Consider the following 16,031-nt stretch of genomic DNA (forward strand, 5'->3'; position numbering starts at 1 on the left):
GACACAAAAAAGGCCATTCAATCGAATGGCCTTTTTTACGGGCGTTATTTACTCGGCAATCTGCAACTTGCGCGATTCCGTGTAGATATACCGCACCTTCTCATACTCGAACGGCGAGTTCATCTGACCGTAGCGGAAGCTGGTCTGGTAGCGCTTGTCCACCGCGCGCAGGGCCCAGATTTCCGGGTGGTTGGAGCTGACTTCGGAGACGTTGAGGAAGTTGATCTGGGACTCGGCGGTGTAGTCCACCAGCAGGCCGCCGGTGTCGCGCAGGTTCGACGGGCCGAAGATCGGCAGCACCAGGTAGGCACCGCCGGGCACGCCGTAGAAGCCCAGGGTCTGGCCGAAGTCTTCGCTCTGGCGCGGCAGGCCCATGGCGGTCGCCGGGTCCCACAGGCCGGCGATGCCGACGGTGGTGTTGAGCAGCAGGCGCCCGGTGGTTTCCAGGGAACGGTGGCCCTTGAGTTGCAGCAGGCTGTTCAACAGGTTGGGCACGTCGCCCAGGTTGTTGAAGAAGTTGCTCACGCCGGTGCGCAGGAAGCTTGGCGTGACGTAGCGGTAACCGTCGACCACCGGCAGGAACACCCATTGGTCAAAGCGGTAGTTGAAGTGGTACACGCGGCGGTTCCACGATTCGAGCGGGTCATACACGTTGAGGGCGTTGACCGACGAGCGTTCGAATTCGCGTTGGTCCAGGCCCGGGTTGAACTTGAGTTTGCTCAACGGCTCCTTGAATCCGTCGGAGTCCATCACCACAGGCGCGTGAGCCTTGCTGTTGTCGGCATTGGCAACGCCTGCGCACATCAGGGCGGCAAGCAGCAGAAGATATTTAGCCACGGAAGAACTCCAGCATGGCGTCGGCGTTGACGCGGTAATTGAGGTTGCCGCAATGGCCGCCCAGGGGGTAGACGGTCAAGCGATCGCCGAAGGTCTTGCGCAGGAAGCCGAGGTCGCCCGGGCCGAGGATCACGTCGTCGGCGTTGTGCATGACGGCGATTTTCGGGCTGGCGTGCAGGTAGTCCTTGAGGGCGTACAGGCTGACCTGGTCAACCAGTTGCAACAGGCTGCCGCCGTCGGAGCGGGCGCGCCACATCGGGATTACCTGTTCGGTGAGGTAGCAATCGAAGTCGCATTGCAGTGCACGCTTGAGGAACGGCGTGAGGCTGGTGCCTTCGCTGATCGGGTACTTCGGCGGGATGATCAGGCCACGGCGGTTGATCAGGTCCGAAGTAAAGGCGATGTCGGCTGCCGAGAAGCGGAACGAGGTGCCGATCAGCATGGCCATCTGTTCGTTGGTCAGGTGCTGCTTGGATTGCTGGAAGTCGTAGAGCAGGGCGTCGTTGAGGTCGATGTAGCCCTTTTGCTGGAAGTAACGGGTCAGCTTGTTCAACACCAGTTCATAGAAGGTGGTGGTGTTGTTGATGCCCTTGACTTCGGTCTGTACCAGCTTGTCGAGGTTGGTGATCGAGGTGTAGAGGTTGACCGGCGGGTTGAGCAGCAACACTTTCTTGAAGTTGAAGCTGCGGCGGGTCTCGTCGAGCTTGCTGACGAACGCCGCATCCAGCGCACCGAGGCTGTAGCCGGTGAGGTAGAAGTCGGTCACCGGCAGCGAAGCGTTCTGGGCGCGCACGGCTTGCATCACGCGGTACATGTCTTCGGCATCTTCCTGGCTGATGCCGGGGGTGGCGAAGCGCGATGCCGAGGCGATGAAGTCGAAGCTGGTGGGCGACGACAGTTGCACCACGTGGTAGCCGGCCTGGTAATACAGTTTTTTCAGGTATTCGTTGATGCTGCTGTCAAACCGCGCACCGGTGCCCGCGATCAGGAAGATCAGCGGCGCGGCGCGGTCCTGCTTGGCGATGCGGTAAGTGAGTTTCTTCACCGCCCAGAAGTTGTCCGGCAGGCTGAACTCGCGCTCGGGGCGCATGTTCAGGGTGTAGTCGGACTGGTTGATCTGGTCGTCGGTCGGCAATGTCGGCCGAAGGTCGGGCGGGGTGGTGGCGATGGTCGCTTCGAACGGGTTGGTCAAAGGGTAGCCATAGCTGGCTTGGTCGATATCGACGGCCAGTGCTGACGCACTCAAAAAAAGGCTGCCCAGCAGAGCAGCACAGCGCAAGGAACGGAGCATGACTTAATCCCTAAGAGGAAACGTGCTTAATGAAGTTCGCAGGCTATGACCACCGCGTTGCCACCGAAGTGCCAGCCCTCGGCACGAAAAGTCGGAAAATAACGTCGGATTCGGGGTAATAGTAGCGAGACGATACACTTTGCCATGCATTAGTGAACACTAATTGTGTGTACGCACCTTGCTAACGGCCGCCGGCGCATTAAGCTGAGCGCCGTTTTTGCCTATCGGAGTGCTCCATGTCCCGCCGCTTGCCGTTGATTTTGCTGCTTATTGCCCTGCCGTTATGGCTGGCTGCCAGTTATGGCGCGCGTTACGGCTTTATGGAAGATGGCCAGTGGGTCGGCATTTGTGCCGACGAGGCCAGCCGCTGGGAATGCCAGGTACGTTCGAACCTGGGCTTGATGATTCACTTCAAGGTGCTGGGCTGGGCCGCGCTGGTGACCTCGGTGCTGGCGTTTTTCGTGCCGGGCCGTGCGGGATGGGGCTTGGCGGTACTGGGGCTGGCGTTCGGGCTGCCGGCCCTGGCGTTGTACAACACCTCGTTTGCGGTGTTTGCGGTGGTGATTGCGGGGTTGCGGTTGGTCAGGCAGTCGCGGCGCGCCTGACAAGACCAATCGGGAGCAACCCCCCTCCCACATGAGAACGCAGTCCAAAGGTGGGAGGGGGCTTGCCCCCGATGGCGCTCTTAAGCCTTGCGCATCCGCAAGCACCGCCACAAAGCCACAACCATCAACCCACTGACCACCGCCCAACCCCACGCCTGCTGGTTCAGCAAGCCTTCACGGTACAGCTGTGGCGCAATGCCGGCTCCGATGATAAAGGTCAGCAAGGCAATCTCCCGGCGTGGTCCGGTCACCGGACGAACCAGGTACACCAACGCCGGCAGCAGCAGCGCCGCACTCGGGAAGCTGCGGTAGCGTGGGTCAAACACCAGTGCCAGCATCATCACGGCGCCCGCGAACCCGGCGATTGCCACCAGCCAGCCGGCACGTTGTTCCAGCCAGTTGAACAGTCGTTCGCGCCAGCCTTCACGGGCACTCAGGGCCAGTGCGGCGTGGGCCAGCACCAGCAGGTTCAGCGCCACGAGTAAGCCGGCCCATGCCCACTCATCGTTGAAGCGCGCAGTCACGCGGGTCAGTTCGGCCCAGGTGCCGATGGCGCAGGCAGCCACTGCACCCAGCAGGGGCAGGGCGATCGCGGCGCGCGAGCTGCGGACGCGACCACCGAGCACCAGCGTGCCCAGCAGGATAATCCCGCCGACCCCCAGCCACAGCGGCCAGTGCGGCACATTGGTCACCGGCCCGGCGAGGATGCCCTTGTCCTGGCGGTCGGCATCGAACAGGCCCCAGTAGCCGCCCACGGCACCTTCACTGGCGCGCTTCCACGGTTGGTCAAACGCTTCGATCAGGTTGTAGTGCCAGCCATTGGCCTCGGCCATGGCCACGAAGCCACGCATGAACTTGGCCTCATTGACCCGGCTCGGCACCGCGGTTTCGCGTTGGCGGCCTTCGCTGGGCCAGCCCGTCTCGCCGATCAATATGTCCTTGGGCGCGAATTTGTTGCCAAAGGTCTGGCGTACGTCGCCCACATGCTTGAGGGCCTGGTCGATGCCGGAGGGGTCATCTTCCCAGTAGGGCAGCAGGTGGATGGTCAGGAAGTCCACCGCCGGCGCGATTTCCGGGTGCTGCAGCCAGAACTCCCAGACGTCGGCGTAGGTGACCGGCTGCTTGATCTGGCTTTTGACCTTATGGATCAGCGCCACCAGCTGTTTGGCGGTGACTTCCTTGCGCAGCAGCGCTTCGTTGCCGACGATCACCGAGGTGACCACATCGGGGTTGGCGTTAGCCGAGGCGATCAGTTGGTCGACTTCTTTTTCGGTCGCGACCGGGTCGCTGCTGACCCAGGCGCCCGCCATCACCTTTAACCCATGCTTGCGCGCCAGGTCCGGCAAGGCTTCCAGGCCGGTCATGGAGTAAGTGCGGATGCACTCGAAGCGGGTGGCCAGCAGGGCCAGGTCGGCGTCCATGCGCGCGGGGCGCAGTGTGAACGGTTGGTCGAAGGGCGATTGGTCCTTGTCGAACGGTGTGTACGACGCGCATTGCAGCTTGTGACTGGCACTGGCCACATCCGGCAGCACCACCGGCCGGCCGAGGCCATACCAGTAGCCGACAAGGGCCAGCAGGCCGAGGATCAAAGCGAAGCAATAGGGCAGGGCAGGGAAGCGGGCAGTCGCGGGCATGGTCGGCTTATCTGGGGGAGCAAAGGCGCGCATCTTACCCGGATTTGCGCTATCCCAGTGGGGCTGCATAATTTTGACATGCAAAGTTCAGGCGGGATCGTGGGGTTAAGTCCTACAAAAAGTCCTACTGGCGATGTGATGTCGTTTCTTGCTTGCATGAGGTCGCTGACAGAGCAGGTCGAAGGCTGCGGCAGGTTGATGATCGACGTGTCAGCACTCCACTGATGTCGCAGCAGCCGGATCGATGCGCGTGAAGGGGGCGCGGCGCACCACATAACAACAGGTTGACGTCGCTCGACATCCGTCGGGCGCAGCACTTTCGGGGAAGTACGATGAAGATGCGACGACTCTTGGGCGCAGCTGCCACTCTGGTAGTTGCGATGAGCTCCACACTGGCCAGCGCAGACAGCAAAACCCTGAGCATCGGTTATGTAGATGGCTGGTCCGACAGCGTTGCCACCACGCATGTGGCGGCAGAGGTGATCAGGGAAAAGCTCGGTTATGACGTCAAACTGCAAGCGGTCGCCACCGGGATCATGTGGCAGGGCGTGGCCACCGGCAAGCTCGATGCCATGCTCTCCGCCTGGCTGCCGGTGACCCACGGCGAGTATTGGACCAAGAACAAGGACAAGGTGGTCGACTACGGCCCCAACTTCAAGGATGCGAAGATCGGCTTGATCGTGCCGGAGTACGTCAAGGCCAAGTCCATCGAAGACCTCAAGACCGACACCACCTTCAAGAACAAGATCGTCGGCATCGACGCCGGTTCAGGCGTGATGCTCAAGACCGACGAAGCCATCAAGCAGTACGGCCTCGACTACAAACTGCAAGCCAGTTCGGGTGCGGCGATGATCGCCGAGCTGACCCGTGCCGAAGACAAACAGGAATCCATTGCGGTCACCGGCTGGGTGCCACACTGGATGTTCGCCAAGTGGAAACTGCGTTTCCTGGACGATCCAAAAGGGATTTATGGTGCTGCTGAAACCGTCAACAGCATCGGCAGCAAGGGCCTGGAGAAGAAAGCGCCGGAAGTCGCGGCGTTCCTGAAGAAATTCCAGTGGGCCTCCAAGGATGAGATCGGCGAAGTCATGCTCGCTATCCAGGAAGGCGCCAAGCCTGATGCAGCGGCCAAGGACTGGGTGGCCAAGCACCCTGAGCGCGTAGCCGAGTGGACCGGTAAATAACCCCCCAATGCCTTGATACAACCCCCTGTGGGAGGGGGCTTGCCCCCGATTGCGGTGTGTCAGTCGTCAATGATCTGACTGGCTCACCACTATCGGGAGCAAGCCCCCTCCCACATTATTTTCGTCACCCGCAAATGTTTCTGCGCCCTCTCAATCCCTCGCTACACTCCGTCTAATACTAAGGTCGTCTGGAACCTGTTCCGTAGCCGCATACAGTGGATACGTACCAATAATAAAAAAGCTGTGCTGCGAGGATAAAAACAATGAACGACAGCATTTACCTCTCGATTCAAAACAGCCCGCGTTTCAAGGAGCTGGTAAGAAAAAGGGAAAGGTTCGCCTGGATTCTCTCGGCGATCATGCTAGGGCTGTACTCCGGATTCATCCTGTTGATTGCCTACGGGCCACAAGTACTGGGGGCTAAACTCAGCCCCGGCTCATCCATCACCTGGGGCATCCCCATCGGGGTCGGGCTGATTGTGTCGGCCTTTGTCCTCACCGGCATCTATGTGCGACGCGCCAACGGCGAATTCGACGACCTGAACAATGCGATTCTCAAGGAGGCTGCGCAATGATCCGTCGTCTATTGGCAGTATTCGGCGCTTCGGTCTTCGCTCCTGCGGTGTGGGCGGCGGATGCATTGACCGGTGAAGTGCACAAACAACCGCTGAATATCGCAGCGATCCTGATGTTCGTGGCCTTTGTCGGCGCGACGTTGTGCATCACCTACTGGGCGTCCAAGCGCAACAAGTCGGCGGCCGACTACTATGCGGCCGGCGGCAAGATCACCGGTTTCCAGAACGGCCTGGCGATTGCCGGCGACTACATGTCGGCCGCGTCCTTCCTGGGTATTTCCGCACTGGTGTTCACCTCCGGCTACGACGGCCTGATCTACTCGATCGGCTTCCTGGTGGGCTGGCCGATCATTCTGTTCCTGATCGCCGAGCGCCTGCGTAACCTGGGCAAGTACACCTTTGCCGACGTGGCGTCCTATCGCCTCGGGCAAACCCAGATCCGCAGCCTGTCGGCCTGTGGTTCCCTGGTGGTGGTGGCGTTCTACCTGATCGCGCAAATGGTGGGGGCGGGCAAGCTGATCCAGCTGCTGTTCGGCCTCGACTACCATGTGGCGGTGATCCTGGTCGGGATCCTGATGTGCCTGTATGTGCTGTTCGGCGGCATGCTGGCGACCACCTGGGTGCAGATCATCAAGGCGGTGCTGTTGCTGTCCGGTGCTTCGTTCATGGCGCTGATGGTGATGAAGCACGTCAACTTCGACTTCAACACGCTGTTCTCCGAGGCGATCAAGGTCCACCCTAAAGGTGAAGCGATCATGAGCCCCGGCGGCCTGGTGAAAGACCCGATCTCCGCGTTCTCCCTGGGCCTGGCACTGATGTTCGGTACCGCCGGCCTGCCGCACATCCTGATGCGCTTCTTCACCGTAAGCGACGCCAAGGAAGCGCGTAAGAGCGTGCTGTATGCCACGGGCTTCATCGGCTACTTCTATATCCTGACCTTTATCATCGGCTTCGGCGCGATCCTGCTGGTCAGCACCAACCCGGCGTTCAAGGATGCTGCAGGCGCCTTGCTGGGCGGTAACAACATGGCGGCGGTGCACCTGGCCAACGCGGTGGGCGGCAGTATCTTCCTGGGCTTCATCTCGGCGGTGGCCTTCGCCACCATCCTCGCCGTGGTTGCCGGCTTGACCCTGGCCGGTGCTTCGGCGGTGTCCCATGACCTGTACGCCAGCGTGATCAAGAAAGGCAAGGCCAACGAAAAGGATGAGATTCGCGTATCGAAGATCACCACCATCGCCCTCGCAGTGTTGGCGATTGGCCTGGGCATCCTGTTCGAAAGCCAGAACATCGCGTTCATGGTCGGCCTGGCGTTCTCGATTGCCGCCAGCTGTAACTTCCCGGTGTTGCTGCTTTCCATGTACTGGAAAAACCTCACCACCCGTGGCGCGATGATTGGCGGTTGGCTGGGCCTGATCAGTGCCGTTGGCCTGATGATCCTGGGTCCGACCATCTGGGTCTCGATCCTGCATCACGAAAAAGCCATCTTCCCGTACGAATACCCGGCGCTGTTCTCGATGATCATTGCGTTCATCGGTATCTGGTTCTTCTCCATCACCGACAAGTCGGCGGCGGCAGAGAAAGAGCGTGCGCTGTACTTCCCGCAGTTTGTGCGTTCGCAGACTGGCCTGGGGGCGAGTGGGGCGGTTAATCACTAAGGTTGTAGCTGGATAAAGAAATGCCCCGGTCGAAAGGCCGGGGTATTTTTTTGCCTGGGGTTTATGGGGGGGCTGCTACTGGCCTCATCGGGGGCAAGCCCCCTCCCACACTTGATCTATGAATACGTTCAAATGTGTGAGGGGGCTTGCCCCCGATGGCGGTAGATCAGGCGCCACAAATAAAAACGGCCTCCACTGAGGGAGGCCGTTTTCGGTGCTGCTGAAAGGTGCTTACTTGCGATCTTCCAGCTTGGTAATGTCACGCGACTCGTAGCCTGTGTACAGCTGGCGCGGGCGGCCAATCTTGTATGGGCTGGAGAGCATTTCTTTCCAGTGGGAGATCCAGCCCACGGTCCGCGCCAGGGCGAAGATCACGGTGAACATGCTGGTTGGAATGCCGATCGCCTTGAGGATGATCCCCGAGTAGAAGTCGACGTTCGGGTACAGCGAGCGTTCGATGAAGTACGGGTCGGTCAGGGCGATCTCTTCCAGGCGCATGGCCAGTTCGAGTTGCGGATCGTTGTTGATGCCCAGTTCCTTCAGCACTTCGTCGCAGGTCTGCTTCATGACGGTGGCGCGTGGGTCGCGGTTCTTGTAGACCCGGTGACCGAAGCCCATCAACTTGAACGGATCGTTCTTGTCCTTGGCCTTGGCGATGAACGTGTCGATGTTGGACACATCGCCGATTTCATCGAGCATGGTCAATACGGCTTCGTTCGCACCGCCGTGGGCAGGACCCCACAGCGCGGCGATGCCGGCGGCGATACAGGCGAACGGGTTGGCACCCGAAGAGCCTGCCAGGCGCACGGTGGAGGTGGAGGCGTTTTGCTCGTGGTCGGCGTGGAGGATGAAGATCCGGTCCATTGCCTTGGCCAGCACCGGGCTGATCGGTTTGATCTCGCACGGGGTGTTGAACATCATGTGCAGGAAGTTTTCCGCGTACGTCAGGTCGTTGCGCGGGTACATCATGGGTTGGCCCATGGAGTACTTGTAAACCATTGCGGCCAGGGTCGGCATCTTGGCAACCAGGCGGATCGCGGAAATTTCGCGATGCTGCGGGTTATTGATGTCGAGGGAGTCGTGATAGAAGGCCGACAGGGCGCCGACCACGCCGCACATGACCGCCATCGGGTGGGCGTCGCGACGGAAGCCGTTGAAGAAGGTCTTCAACTGCTCGTGAACCATGGTGTGGTTCTTCACGGTGCTGACAAACTGGGCTTTTTGCTCGGCTGTTGGCAATTCGCCATTTAGCAGCAGGTAGCAGGTTTCCAGATAGTCCGATTTTTCCGCCAGTTGCTCGATCGGGTAGCCCCGGTGCAGCAGGATGCCATTGTCGCCGTCGATATAGGTGATCTTCGACTCGCAAGAGGCGGTCGACATGAAGCCTGGGTCGAAAGTGAAACGGCCCGTGGCCGTCAGGCCCCGTACGTCGATAACATCGGGACCAACGGTGCCGGTTAAAATGGGCAGCTCGACGGGGGCTGCGCCCTCGATGATCAACTGCGCTTTTTTGTCAGCCATGTGGCCTCCTATTTATGCTTCAAATCATCAGACAGACCCCCCACGCAGGGCCCGCACCACTATAGTGAGATAAATTCAGATGTCAATTTGCCTAAAGTCTTGCCCCAGAAGGCTTTAACCGGACTTTTTCCTCGAAATTGCCTGCCATTTACGCCTTTTATCCCGCCAGCGCAATCCGCTATTAGGGTGAGGTGCGCGCGTTGTCATTAGTAACCTAACTGTCTATACTCGGCCACCGACCGCCAAGGGCTTTTGGGCTTGCTTTCATTGGGGGTCGCACTCCCTGGGTGGTGCTTACCTGACCAGTCGCACTCCCCAACAACTTTGCCCTGATTGTTAGGGGCTCTTCAGTGTGAAAAAAAGCCGTGAATAGCCAACGACCTGTAAACCTAGACCTAAGGACCATCAAACTCCCCATCACCGGCGTTACGTCGTTCCTGCACCGTGTTTCCGGCATCATCCTGTTCCTGGGCTTGGGCATCATGCTTTATGCATTGAGCAAATCCCTGGGTTCCGAGGAAGGATACGCCGAGGTGAAGGCATGCTTGACCAGCCCGCTGGCCAAGTTCGTAGCATGGGGCCTCCTGTCCGCTCTGCTGTATCACCTGGTAGCCGGTGTGCGCCACTTGATCATGGACATGGGCATCGGTGAGACGCTGGAAGGCGGCCGCCTGGGCTCGAAAATCATCATCGCCATTTCCGTGGTGCTGATCGTTCTGGCAGGAGTTTGGATATGGTAACCAGCGTTACGAACCTATCGCGTTCGGGCCTCTATGACTGGATGGCGCAGCGTGTGTCTGCGGTCGTTCTCGCGGCTTATTTCATTTTCCTGATCGGATACCTCGTCGCAAACCCGGGCATCGGCTACGAGCAATGGCACGGGCTGTTTTCCCACAATGCGATGCGAATCTTCAGCCTGCTGGCCCTTGTAGCCCTGGGCGCTCACGCCTGGGTCGGCATGTGGACCATCGCGACCGACTACCTGACGCCGATGGCGCTGGGCAAGTCCGCGACCGCAGTCCGTTTCCTCTTCCAGGCAGTATGCGGCGTCGCGATGTTCGCTTACTTCGTCTGGGGTGTGCAGATTCTTTGGGGTATCTGATTCATGGCTAACATTCCAACTATTTCCTTCGACGCCATCATTATTGGTGGCGGCGGTGCCGGCATGCGCGCAGCGCTGCAGCTGGCCCAGGGCGGTCACAAGACTGCCGTGATCACCAAGGTATTCCCGACGCGCTCCCACACCGTGTCGGCCCAGGGTGGCATCACCTGCGCCATCGCGTCCGCCGACCCGAACGATGACTGGCGCTGGCACATGTACGATACCGTCAAGGGTTCCGACTACATCGGTGACCAGGACGCTATCGAATACATGTGCCAGGAAGGCCCGGCCGCGGTGTTCGAGCTGGACCACATGGGCCTGCCGTTCTCCCGTACCGAACAGGGTCGCATCTACCAGCGTCCATTCGGCGGCCAGTCGAAGGACTACGGTAAAGGCGGCCAGGCTGCCCGTACCTGCGCCGCGTCCGACCGTACCGGTCACGCGCTGCTGCACACGCTTTATCAGGGCAACCTGAAGGCCGGCACCACGTTCCTGAACGAATACTACGCAGTGGATCTGGTGAAGAACGCCGACGGTGCATTCGTTGGCGTGATCGCCATCTGCATCGAAACCGGTGAAACCACCTACATCCGCGCCAAGGCTACCGTTCTGGCGACCGGCGGTGCAGGTCGTATCTACGCTTCCACCACCAATGCCCTGATCAACACCGGTGACGGCGTCGGCATGGCACTGCGTGCCGGCGTGCCGGTGCAGGACATCGAAATGTGGCAGTTCCACCCGACCGGCATCGCCGGCGCCGGTGTACTGGTCACCGAAGGTTGCCGTGGTGAAGGTGGTTACCTGATCAACAAGCACGGCGAGCGTTTCATGGAACGTTATGCTCCGAACGCGAAAGACCTGGCGGGTCGTGACGTCGTTGCCCGTTCGATGGTCAAGGAAATCATCGCCGGTAACGGCTGTGGCCCGAATGGCGACCACGTACTGCTGAAGCTCGATCACCTGGGTGAAGAAGTGCTGCACAGCCGCCTGCCGGGTATCTGTGAGCTGTCCAAGACCTTTGCCCACGTGGACCCGGTGGTTGCTCCGGTTCCGGTTGTTCCAACCTGCCACTACATGATGGGCGGTGTTCCGACCAACATTCATGGCCAGGCGATCACCCAGAACGCCGAAGGCGTGGACGAGATCATCCACGGTCTGTTCGCGGTAGGCGAAGTGGCCTGCGTATCGGTACACGGTGCCAACCGCCTGGGCGGCAACTCGCTGCTCGACCTGGTGGTATTCGGCCGCGCGGCTGGCCTGCACCTGGAAAAAGCCCTGACCGACGGCATCGAATACGATGACGCCACCGACGCCAACATCGAGGCCGCCCTGGCGCGCCTGAACGCTCTGAACGAGCGCACTGATGGCGAAGACGTGGCAACCCTGCGTCGCGAGCTGCAAAGCTGCATGCAGAACTACTTCGGTGTATTCCGTACCGGCGAATACATGCAGAAGGGTATTGCCCAGCTGGCCGATCTGCGCAAGCGCATCGCCAACGTCAAGATCAACGATAAGAGCCAGGCGTTCAACACCGCTCGTATCGAAGCCCTTGAACTGCAAAACCTGCTGGAAGTGGCTGAAGCGACTGCGATCGCCGCCGAGGTTCGTAAGGAATCCCGTGGTGCCCACGCTCGTGAAGACTTTGAAGATCGCGATGACGAAAACTGGTTGTGCCACACCCTGTACTTCCCGGGTGACAAGCGCGTAACCAAGCGTGCCGTGAACTTCTCGCCGAAGACGGTTCCGACGTTTGAACCGAAGATTCGGACTTACTAAGGGTGGCTGCCATGTTGAAAGTCAGTGTTTATCGCTACAACCCTGATCAGGACGCTGCGCCGTTCATGCAGGAGTTCCAGGTCGATACCGGTGGTAAAGACCTGATGGTGCTGGATGTATTGGCACTGATCAAAGAGCAGGACGAAGGTTTCTCCTATCGTCGCTCTTGCCGTGAAGGTGTGTGCGGTTCCGACGGCATGAACATCAACGGCAAAAACGGCCTGGCGTGCATCACGCCGCTGTCCGCCGTTGTCAAAGGCAACAAGCTGATCGTTCGTCCTCTGCCAGGTTTGCCGGTTATCCGTGACCTGGTCGTCGATATGAGCATCTTCTACAAGCAATACGAGAAAGTTAAGCCGTTCCTGCAGAACGACACGCCGGCTCCGGCCATCGAGCGTCTGCAGTCCCCAGAAGAGCGTGAAAAGCTCGATGGCCTGTACGAGTGCATCCTGTGCGCCTGCTGCTCGACGTCGTGCCCGTCCTTCTGGTGGAACCCGGACAAGTTCCTGGGTCCAGCTGCCCTGCTGCAAGCGTACCGCTTCCTGGCAGACAGCCGCGACACCAAGACGTCCGAGCGCCTGGCTTCGCTGGATGACCCGTTCAGCGTATTCCGCTGCCGCGGGATCATGAACTGCGTCAACGTATGTCCCAAAGGCCTGAACCCGACTAAGGCCATTGGTCACATCCGTAACATGCTGCTGCAAAGCGGTGTGTAACTGACGTTGTAACAAAGCAGGACCGTTGTGCCCGTAAATGCTACGGCGCAGGCTTCAACCGGCGCCGTAGTTTTAACTTGAGCAGCGACTTACAAAGCCGCGGCTCTTATTTTGAAGAAATGAGACAAGCAGGGGCATTCGGGTTGGTACCCGAACTATCAGCGTGATCCTAAGTGGCTTGTTTTGGTCGCTGCACTTGGCCTTTTGCAAGCAAACTCGGTGTTTTCGCCGGTGGTGTCCCCAAATCGAGGGTGACCAAGCATGCAAGAAAGCGTGATGCAGCGCATGTGGAACAGCGGCTATCTTTCAGGTGGTAACGCTGCCTATGTGGAAGAGCTTTATGAGCTCTACCTGCACGACCCTAACGCTGTGCCAGAAGAATGGCGCACCAAATTTCAGACGTTGTCTTCAGACGGCAACGCTGCCACCGATGTATCGCACGCAACAATTCGCGATCAGTTCGTGCTGCTGGCAAAGAACCAGCGCCGCGCCCAACCGGTTTCCGCCGGCAGCGTGAGCAGTGAGCACGAGAAGAAGCAAGTTGAAGTACTGCGACTGATCCAGGCCTACCGGATGCGTGGCCACCAGGCGGCCCAGCTTGACCCGCTGGGGCTCTGGCAGCGTCCTGCACCTGCTGACCTGTCGATCAATCATTACGGCTTGACCAATGCCGATCTTGATACGACCTTCCGTGCCGGCGACCTGTTCATCGGCAAAGAGGAAGCGAGCCTACGCGAAATTCACGAAGCGTTGCAGCAGACATATTGCCGCACCATCGGCGCTGAGTTCACGCACATCACCGATTCGGAGCAACGCCACTGGTTCCAGCATCGCCTGGAAGGCGTGCGTGGCCGTCCGGTATTGTCCGCCGACGTGCGCAGCCACCTGCTTGAGCGCGTGACCGCAGCCGAGGGCCTGGAAAAATACCTGGGTACCAAATACCCGGGCACCAAGCGTTTCGGCCTGGAAGGCGGCGAGAGCCTGATTCCGATGCTCGACGAGCTGATCCAGCGTTCCGGTTCCTACGGCACCAAGGAAATCGTGATCGGCATGGCCCACCGTGGTCGCTTGAACGTGTTGGTCAACACCTTCGGCAAGAACCCGCGTGAGCTGTTCGACGAGTTCGAAGGCAAGAAGAAGGTCGAGCTGGGTTCCGGTGACGTTAAATACCACCAGGGCTTCTCGTCCAACGTGATGACCACCGGCGGTGAAGTTCACCTGGCCATGGCGTTCAACCCATCCCACCTGGAAATCGTTTCTCCAGTGGTCGAGGGTTCGGTCCGTGCTCGCCAGGATCGTCGTAACGACACCACCGGTGAAAAGGTCCTGCCGATTTCCATCCACGGTGACGCGGCATTCGCCGGTCAAGGCGTGGTCCTGGAAACGTTCCAGATGTCGCAGACCCGCGGCTTCAAGACCGGCGGTACCGTTCACATCGTCATCAACAACCAGGTTGGCTTCACCATCAGCAACCCGTTGGACGCGCGTTCCACCGAGTACGCCACCGACGTTGCCAAGATGATCCAGGCGCCGATCCTCCATGTGAATGGCGATGATCCGGAAGCCGTGCTGTTCGTGACCCAACTGGCTGTCGACTACCGCATGCAGTTCAAGCGTGACGTGGTGATCGACCTGGTTTGCTACCGCCGCCGCGGTCACAACGAAGCCGACGAACCAAGCGGCACCCAGCCGTTGATGTACCAGCAGATCACCAAGCAGCGCACCACCCGTGAGCTGTATGCCGAAAGCCTGACCAAGGCCGGTATCGTTGACGATGAACGTGTTCAGGCGAAGATCGATGAATACCGCAACGCGCTGGACAATGGTCTGCATGTCGTAAAAAGCCTGGTCAAGGAGCCGAACAAAGAGCTGTTCGTTGACTGGCGTCCGTACCTGGGTCACACCTGGACGGCGCGTCACGACACCTCGTTCGATCTGAAGACCCTGCAGGAACTGTCCGCCAAGCTGCTGGAAATTCCGGAAGGCTTCGTGGTGCAGCGCCAGGTTGCGAAGATCTACGAAGACCGTCAGAAGATGCAAGCCGGCGGCCTGCCGATCAACTGGGGTTACGCCGAAACCATGGCGTACGCGACCCTGGCGTTCGAAGGTCACCCGATCCGCATGACTGGCCAGGACATCGGCCGTGGTACGTTCTCGCACCGTCACGCGGTTCTGCACAACCAGAAAGACGCAAGCACCTACGTTCCGCTGAAGCACCTCTACGAAGGCCAGCCACGTTTCGACCTGTACGATTCGTTCCTGTCCGAAGAAGCGGTACTGGCGTTCGAATACGGTTACTCGACCACCACGCCGAATGCGCTGGTGATCTGGGAAGCCCAGTTCGGCGACTTCGCCAACGGCGCCCAAGTGGTTATCGACCAGTTCATCACCAGCGGCGAGCACAAGTGGGGTCGCCTGTGCGGTCTGACCATGCTGCTGCCACATGGCTATGAAGGTCAGGGCCCTGAGCACTCCTCGGCCCGTCTGGAGCGTTACCTGCAACTGTGCGCCGAGCACAACATCCAGGTGTGCGTGCCGACCACCCCGGCACAGATCTACCACTTGCTGCGTCGCCAGGTAATCCGCCCGCTGCGCAAGCCGCTGGTCGTGCTGACGCCGAAGTCGCTGCTGCGTCACAAACTGGCCATCTCGACCCTGGAAGATCTGGCGGATGGCTCGTTCCAGACCGTTATTCCAGAAATCGACACGCTGGACCCGGCCAAGGTGACTCGCCTGGTGCTGTGCAGCGGCAAGGTCTACTACGACCTGCTGGAAAAACGCCGTGCCGAAGGCCGCGAAGACATCGCCATCGTGCGTATCGAGCAGCTTTATCCGTTCCCGGAAGACGACCTGATGGAGGCCATCGCGCCTTACACCAACCTCACTAACGTGGTGTGGTGTCAGGAAGAGCCGATGAACCAGGGCGCTTGGTACAGCAGCCAGCATCACCTGCGTCGCAGCATCGGTAACCACAACAAGGCCCTGGGCCTGGAGTACGCCGGCCGTGATGCTTCCGCTGCACCTGCGTGTGGTTATGCGTCGATGCACGCCGAGCAGCAGGAAAAACTGCTGCAAGATGCTTTCACTGTTTAACGCCTTCGCGCTGACTGAAACCGAATTTTAAGGACCCACAGA

The 16,031-nt window shown here is 59.7% G+C and carries 13 protein-coding genes; 9 read left to right on the plus strand and 4 right to left on the minus strand.

All coding sequences use genetic code 11. The annotated features are described in order from the left end of the window. Window positions 1-48: 48 nt before the first annotated feature. Together J1N02_RS23005 and J1N02_RS23010 are read right to left on the minus strand one after the other, a co-directional pair. On the minus strand, window positions 49-837 hold the full coding sequence (locus J1N02_RS23005) for an MlaA family lipoprotein (RefSeq protein ID WP_027607049.1): 789 nt from the start codon (window positions 835-837) through the stop codon (window positions 49-51). After that, window positions 830-2,128 carry a serine/threonine protein kinase gene (locus J1N02_RS23010; RefSeq protein ID WP_065939932.1) on the minus strand — a complete coding sequence of 433 codons (1,299 nt, stop codon included), beginning with the start codon at window positions 2,126-2,128 and terminating at the stop codon, window positions 830-832. The genes J1N02_RS23005 and J1N02_RS23010 overlap by 8 nt, the downstream gene beginning before the upstream one ends. 236 nt (window positions 2,129-2,364) lie before the next feature. On the opposite strand from J1N02_RS23010, the gene J1N02_RS23015 reads away from it, so the two are divergent. After that, entirely contained in the window at window positions 2,365-2,733 is a 369-nt protein-coding gene (locus J1N02_RS23015) for a hypothetical protein (RefSeq protein ID WP_092358527.1), read from the plus strand. Window positions 2,734-2,813: 80 nt separating this feature from the next. Here the strand turns inward: J1N02_RS23015 and J1N02_RS23020 are convergent, their stop codons facing one another. Then, on the minus strand, window positions 2,814-4,367 hold the full coding sequence (locus tag J1N02_RS23020) for a glycosyl hydrolase family 17 protein (RefSeq protein ID WP_414886901.1): 1,554 nt from the start codon (window positions 4,365-4,367) through the stop codon (window positions 2,814-2,816). A 332-nt stretch (window positions 4,368-4,699) separates the two neighbouring features. Here J1N02_RS23020 and J1N02_RS23025 point away from each other — a divergent pair, with 332 nt between their 5' ends. The 3 genes from J1N02_RS23025 (at window position 4,700) to J1N02_RS23035 (ending at window position 7,781) form a co-directional block, all read left to right on the plus strand. Next, complete coding sequence (locus tag J1N02_RS23025; RefSeq protein WP_027607053.1) at window positions 4,700-5,551, plus strand: glycine betaine ABC transporter substrate-binding protein; 852 nt, start codon at window positions 4,700-4,702, stop codon at window positions 5,549-5,551. Between the two features lie 263 nt (window positions 5,552-5,814). Beyond that, window positions 5,815-6,126, plus strand: coding sequence for a DUF485 domain-containing protein (locus J1N02_RS23030; RefSeq protein ID WP_027607054.1), 312 nt, complete (start codon window positions 5,815-5,817; stop codon window positions 6,124-6,126). After that, entirely contained in the window at window positions 6,123-7,781 is a 1,659-nt protein-coding gene (locus J1N02_RS23035) for a cation acetate symporter (RefSeq protein WP_027607055.1), read from the plus strand. The genes J1N02_RS23030 and J1N02_RS23035 overlap by 4 nt, the downstream gene beginning before the upstream one ends. A 231-nt stretch (window positions 7,782-8,012) precedes the next feature. Here J1N02_RS23035 and gltA read toward each other — a convergent pair whose 3' ends face one another. Continuing rightward, window positions 8,013-9,302, minus strand: a complete 1,290-nt coding sequence (gene gltA / locus J1N02_RS23040) for a citrate synthase (RefSeq protein WP_027607056.1) — start codon at window positions 9,300-9,302, stop codon at window positions 8,013-8,015. Between the two features lie 365 nt (window positions 9,303-9,667). Between gltA and sdhC the strand changes: the two genes are divergently transcribed. The 5 genes from sdhC (at window position 9,668) to J1N02_RS23065 (ending at window position 15,989) form a co-directional block, all read left to right on the plus strand. Next, the gene (gene sdhC / locus J1N02_RS23045; RefSeq protein ID WP_003172804.1) at window positions 9,668-10,042 is read left to right on the plus strand and encodes a succinate dehydrogenase, cytochrome b556 subunit; all 375 of its coding nucleotides are present in this window, start codon (window positions 9,668-9,670) and stop codon (window positions 10,040-10,042) included. Further along, window positions 10,036-10,404, plus strand: coding sequence for a succinate dehydrogenase, hydrophobic membrane anchor protein (gene sdhD, locus J1N02_RS23050; protein WP_003172805.1), 369 nt, complete (start codon window positions 10,036-10,038; stop codon window positions 10,402-10,404). The genes sdhC and sdhD overlap by 7 nt, the downstream gene beginning before the upstream one ends. A 3-nt stretch (window positions 10,405-10,407) precedes the next feature. Next, entirely contained in the window at window positions 10,408-12,180 is a 1,773-nt protein-coding gene (gene sdhA / locus J1N02_RS23055) for a succinate dehydrogenase flavoprotein subunit (RefSeq protein ID WP_027607057.1), read from the plus strand. A gap of 11 nt (window positions 12,181-12,191) precedes the next feature. Further along, window positions 12,192-12,896: a succinate dehydrogenase iron-sulfur subunit gene (locus J1N02_RS23060; RefSeq protein WP_003172807.1), complete on the plus strand. Its 705-nt coding sequence runs from the start codon at window positions 12,192-12,194 to the stop codon at window positions 12,894-12,896. 261 nt (window positions 12,897-13,157) lie between these two features. Beyond that, entirely contained in the window at window positions 13,158-15,989 is a 2,832-nt protein-coding gene (locus J1N02_RS23065; protein WP_027607058.1) for a 2-oxoglutarate dehydrogenase E1 component, read from the plus strand. The last annotated feature ends 42 nt before the right edge of the window (window positions 15,990-16,031 follow it).

The sequence above is a fragment of the Pseudomonas sp. NFX5 genome (genome assembly GCF_049132125.1).
GTDB lineage: Bacteria > Pseudomonadota > Gammaproteobacteria > Pseudomonadales > Pseudomonadaceae > Aquipseudomonas > Aquipseudomonas marginalis.

Coding starts and splice junctions, on each gene's coding strand:
- J1N02_RS23065 (WP_027607058.1), top strand. CDS start 13,158: ATGCAAGAAAGCGTGATGCAGCGCATGTGGAACAGCGGCTATCTTTCA.
- J1N02_RS23020 (WP_414886901.1), bottom strand. CDS start 4,367: ATGCCCGCGACTGCCCGCTTCCCTGCCCTGCCCTATTGCTTCGCTTTG.
- J1N02_RS23025 (WP_027607053.1), top strand. CDS start 4,700: ATGAAGATGCGACGACTCTTGGGCGCAGCTGCCACTCTGGTAGTTGCG.
- gltA (WP_027607056.1), bottom strand. CDS start 9,302: ATGGCTGACAAAAAAGCGCAGTTGATCATCGAGGGCGCAGCCCCCGTC.
- J1N02_RS23010 (WP_065939932.1), bottom strand. CDS start 2,128: ATGCTCCGTTCCTTGCGCTGTGCTGCTCTGCTGGGCAGCCTTTTTTTG.
- J1N02_RS23030 (WP_027607054.1), top strand. CDS start 5,815: ATGAACGACAGCATTTACCTCTCGATTCAAAACAGCCCGCGTTTCAAG.
- sdhA (WP_027607057.1), top strand. CDS start 10,408: ATGGCTAACATTCCAACTATTTCCTTCGACGCCATCATTATTGGTGGC.
- J1N02_RS23015 (WP_092358527.1), top strand. CDS start 2,365: ATGTCCCGCCGCTTGCCGTTGATTTTGCTGCTTATTGCCCTGCCGTTA.
- J1N02_RS23035 (WP_027607055.1), top strand. CDS start 6,123: ATGATCCGTCGTCTATTGGCAGTATTCGGCGCTTCGGTCTTCGCTCCT.
- sdhD (WP_003172805.1), top strand. CDS start 10,036: ATGGTAACCAGCGTTACGAACCTATCGCGTTCGGGCCTCTATGACTGG.
- J1N02_RS23060 (WP_003172807.1), top strand. CDS start 12,192: ATGTTGAAAGTCAGTGTTTATCGCTACAACCCTGATCAGGACGCTGCG.